A 4245-nucleotide genomic window follows, 5' to 3' on the forward strand; every position below is an offset into this window, starting at 1 on the left:
CCACGGCGGCATCGTCGAGCAGGGAACGCACGCGGCGCTGGTGGCGCAGAACGGCGTCTACGCGCGCTTGGCCGCACTCCAATTCACGGCGGATCCCCAGCCGGTGGCCGAAGCCGCCTGACGAGCGACCTACTGCAGCGTTTCCTTGAGGGCTGCCGGCAGCGGCAGCGTGAAAACCGGGATTCCTTCGTCAGCCAGCGACCGCGCCTGCTCGGGCGTCGCCTGGCCACGGATGCCGCGCTCCTCGGCCTCGCCGTAATGCATCTTGCGGGCTTCGTCGACGAAGCGATCGCCCACATCCTCGGTCTGGGCAATGACCTCGCGCACGGCACGCAGCCAGCGCGCTTCCGGCGAATCGGCGGCAGGGGACTTGACCGGCGCCGCCTCGACCGGCGGCTTGGCATTGCCGAGGTTCAGCCGCGGCGCGGCCAGCAGCTTGGTGATAGCGGTATCGCCGCACAGGGAGCACTCCACGAGGCCGTCGGCAAGCTGGGTGTCGAATGCATCCTGAGACGCAAACCACCCCTCGAAGCCGTGGCCATGGGCGCACTGGAGGTTGAGGACCTTCATCCCGCGATTATCGGCCGGCTGGCGAAGATGCGTCGTGCCAATCGAGAGCCCAGGCGCCCGACAGCACGTTCTGCAGCCACAGGCTGCAGGTCAGCGTCTTTGCATCCGACACCGTGCCGTCGCGGCACCAGGCCATCAATTGGACGGGGGTGGCCGTGATCACGTCGAGGAACTCGCCGTGGTCGAGCTGCCGGTCGCCCAGCGTCAGGCCCCTCGCAAAATAGATGTGGATGATCTCGGTCGAGTAGGCGACCGCCAGGTGCATCGCGCCGGCGCGGGCCCATTCGCGGGCGGTGTAGCCGGTTTCCTCGAGCAGTTCGCGCTGGCCGCAGAGCAGCGGCTCCTCGCCCGCATCGAGCTTGCCCGCGGGGAATTCGGTCATCACGTGGCCGATCGGGTAGCGGTATTGGCGCTCGAGCACCACGCGGCCGTCGTCGAGCAGCGGCACCACCACCACCGCACCCGGGTGCACCACGTACTCGCGCGTTGCGCTGTGGCCGTCGGGCAGGCGTACCGTGTCGCGCCTAGCGTGCAGGAAGTTACCCTTGAACAGCAACTCGCTGGTGGTGAGTTCTTCCTTGAGGTGCTTGTCGGTCATGTCAGTGCCCGCCCGGCCGCCCGCCCGAAGGGCACTGAGCGCCCCCTCGGGGGCAGCGATATGCGAAGCGATGAGCGTGGGGGCATTTCATGTCAGTGCGCGGCGGCGTGTCGATGCTTCATCAGATAGCGCCAAGTGAAGCCCGGGAACGCCAGCACCACGAACAAGGCACCCGTCACGGCGTAGAACTCCCAGCCCTGCGGCGCAATCTGGCCGACCCGACGCTCGAACAGCAGGCCGATGGCGCCGACGACCAGATAGAGCAGCACCAGTTCGGCCAGCCGGATCGCCAGCGATTTGCGGCGCGCGGCGAGCGGTACTAGACCCAGCAGGCGCTCGTTGAGGAAAGGCAGGTTGGCCGCCAGCAGCGCGAGCGCCAGCACCATCCAGACCGACGCGCTCTGGGACACGGCGCGCTCAGGTGGCCAGGGTGGCCACGATCGCGTTCGCGCACAGCGTCATGAGGCCGCCGGGCAGGATGCCGAGGATCAGGATCATGGCGCCGTTGAGCGTCAGCACGGTGCGAACGTCGCCCGGTGCCGAGACCGTGCTGGCCGTAACCGGGGCGTCGAAGTACATCACCTTGACCACCCGCAGGTAGTAGAAGGCGCCGATCAGCGACATCACGACCGCGAACACCGCGAGTCCGATGTAGAACGCCTGGCCCGAGGCGATCAGCGCCTGCAGCACCGCCAGCTTGGCGTAGAAGCCGACCAGCGGCGGAATCCCCGTCAACGAGAACATCGCGATCGCCATCACGCCGGCATAGAGCGGGCTGCGCTGGTTGAGGCCGGCGAGATCGGTGATCTCTTCGCTCTCGAAGCCTTCGCGCGCCAGCAGCAGGATGATGCCGAAGCTCGCCAGCGTCGTCAGCACGTACGTGATCATGTAGAACATCGACGCGCTGTAGGCGAACTGGGCGTTGTAGGTGTTGCCGTTGACCACGCCCGCCACCAGGCCGAGCAGCATGAAGCCCATCTGCGCGATGGTCGAGTAGGCCAGCATGCGCTTGAGGTTGGTCTGCGCGATGGCGGCCAGGTTGCCGACCAGCAACGACGCAATGGCCAGCAGCACCAGCATCTGCTGCCAGTCGATCGCCAGCGGCAGCAGGCCCTCGACCAGCAGCCGGATGATGATCGCGAAGGCAGCCAGTTCGGGCGCCGCGCCGATCATCAGCGTGATCGCGGTGGGCGCACCCTGGTAGACGTCCGGCACCCACATGTGGAACGGCGCGGCACCGACCTTGAAGGCCAGGCCGGCGACGATGAAGACCAGGCCGAACACCAGCACCTGGTGATTCACCTGGCGGCTGGCGATCGCCTTGAACACCTCGTTGATGTCGAGCGAGCCAGTGGCGCCATACATCATCGACATCCCGTACAGCAGGAAGCCGCTGGCCATCGCGCCGAGCACGAAGTACTTCATGGCCGCCTCGCTGGCGACCGCGTTGTCACGGCGCAGGGCCACCAGGGCGTAGCTGGAGAGCGTCAGCAGTTCGAGGCCGAGGTAGATCAGCAGGAAGTTGCTGCCCGACATCATCACGAACATGCCCAGCAGCGCAAGCAGGCTCAGCGTGAACATCTCGCCGCCGTGCAGCATGCCGCGGTCGGCCGCGTAGGGTCGGCCGTAGACCAGCGTGACCATCAGCGCCAGGGTCGAGAAGCACTTGAGCCAGTTGCCCATCGGGTCGCTGACGACCATGCCACCGAAGCCGTAGATCGTCTTGCCCAGGGAGGCGTTGAAGCCGGTCAGCACCGCGATGATCGCGAGCGTGAGCAAGGTCAGCACGTAGGTGCCGGTGCGGCGCGGGCTGGTCGAGGACAGATCGACCAGCGCGATGATGCAGGCCATGATCAGCAGCACCGCCTCGGGGTAGATCGTCATCCAGCTGAGTTTGTCAATCATCTCGTTCTCTTGTTCAGCGTGGATTCAATCAAGGCAGCTTGGAAACCGTCATGTGCTGGAGCAGCCCATCGACGGACGCGTTCATCACATCGGTGAACGGCTTCGGATAGAGGCCCAACCACAGCACCGCGATGGCGAGCAGGGCCAGCATCATGAACTCGCGCGCATCGATGTCGCTGAGTTCCTTGACGTGGTCGTTGCCCACCGGGCCCAGGTAGACCCGCTTGTACATCCACAGCGTGTAGGCGGCGCCGAAGATCAGCGCGGTGGCGGCGCCGAGGCCGAGCCAAAAGTTGGCCTTGACCGCCCCGAGGATCACCATCCACTCGCCGACGAAACCGGCGGTGGCCGGCAGGCCGCAGTTGGCCATCGCGAACAGCAGCGCAAAGGCGGCGAACTTGGGCATGGTGTTGACCACGCCGCCGTAGTCGGCGATCTGGCGCGAATGCACGCGGTCGTAGAGCACGCCGATGCACAGGAACATCGCGCCCGAGACGAAGCCGTGGGCGATCATCTGGACGATGCCGCCGGACACGCCGAGATCGTTGAAGATGAAGAAGCCCAGCGTCACGAAGCCCATGTGGGCCACCGACGAGTAGGCCACCAGCTTCTTCATGTCCTGCTGCACCAGCGCCACCAGGCCGACGTAGATCACCGCGATCAGTGACAGCGCGATCATGAGCCAGGCCCATTCGTGAGAGGCGTCGGGCGCGATCGGCATCGAGAAGCGCAGGAAGCCGTAGGCGCCGAGCTTCAGCATAATCGCCGCCAGCACCGCGGAGCCGCCGGTAGGCGCCTCGACGTGCACGTCGGGCAGCCAGGTGTGGACCGGCCACATCGGCACCTTGACCGCGAAGGAGGCGAAGAAGGCGAAGAACAGGAAGGTCTGGGCCGTCCCCGACAACGGCAGCTTGTGCCAGCTCAGGATGTCGAAGCTGCCGCCCGACTGGTTGTACAGGTAGATCAGCGCGACCAGCATCAGCAGCGAGCCGAGCAGCGTGTAGATGAAGAACTTGAAGGCCGCATAGATCTTGTTCGGGCCGCCCCAGATGCCGATGATTAGGTACATCGGGATCAGCGTGGCTTCGAAGAAGACGTAGAACAGCAGGCCGTCGAGCGCCGCGAAGGTGCCGATCATGAATCCCGAGAGGATCAGGAAAGCGCCCATGTAC

Annotated in this window: 5 protein-coding genes; all 5 read right to left on the bottom strand. The window is 65.7% G+C overall.

What is annotated here, in order from left to right; all coding sequences use genetic code 11:
* Positions 1-129: 129 nt before the first annotated feature.
* A complete protein-coding gene (locus AC1DY5_RS44445) occupies positions 130-570 on the bottom strand; it encodes a DUF1178 family protein (RefSeq protein WP_478120781.1) in 441 nt (146 codons plus the stop codon).
* A 7-nt stretch (positions 571-577) separates the two neighbouring features.
* Positions 578-1168, bottom strand: coding sequence for an NUDIX domain-containing protein (locus AC1DY5_RS44450; RefSeq protein ID WP_478120782.1), 591 nt, complete (start codon positions 1166-1168; stop codon positions 578-580).
* A 92-nt stretch (positions 1169-1260) separates the two neighbouring features.
* A complete protein-coding gene (locus tag AC1DY5_RS44455) occupies positions 1261-1578 on the bottom strand; it encodes a DUF2818 family protein (protein ID WP_478120783.1) in 318 nt (105 codons plus the stop codon).
* 7 nt (positions 1579-1585) lie between these two features.
* Entirely contained in the window at positions 1586-3073 is a 1488-nt protein-coding gene (gene nuoN / locus AC1DY5_RS44460) for an NADH-quinone oxidoreductase subunit NuoN (RefSeq protein ID WP_478120784.1), read from the bottom strand.
* A 28-nt stretch (positions 3074-3101) separates the two neighbouring features.
* Positions 3102-4245 (bottom strand): NADH-quinone oxidoreductase subunit M (locus AC1DY5_RS44465; RefSeq protein ID WP_478120785.1); only part of this gene is annotated, 1144 nt, incomplete at its 5' end.

It is taken from the genome of Variovorax sp. P4_D9, assembly GCF_056401695.1.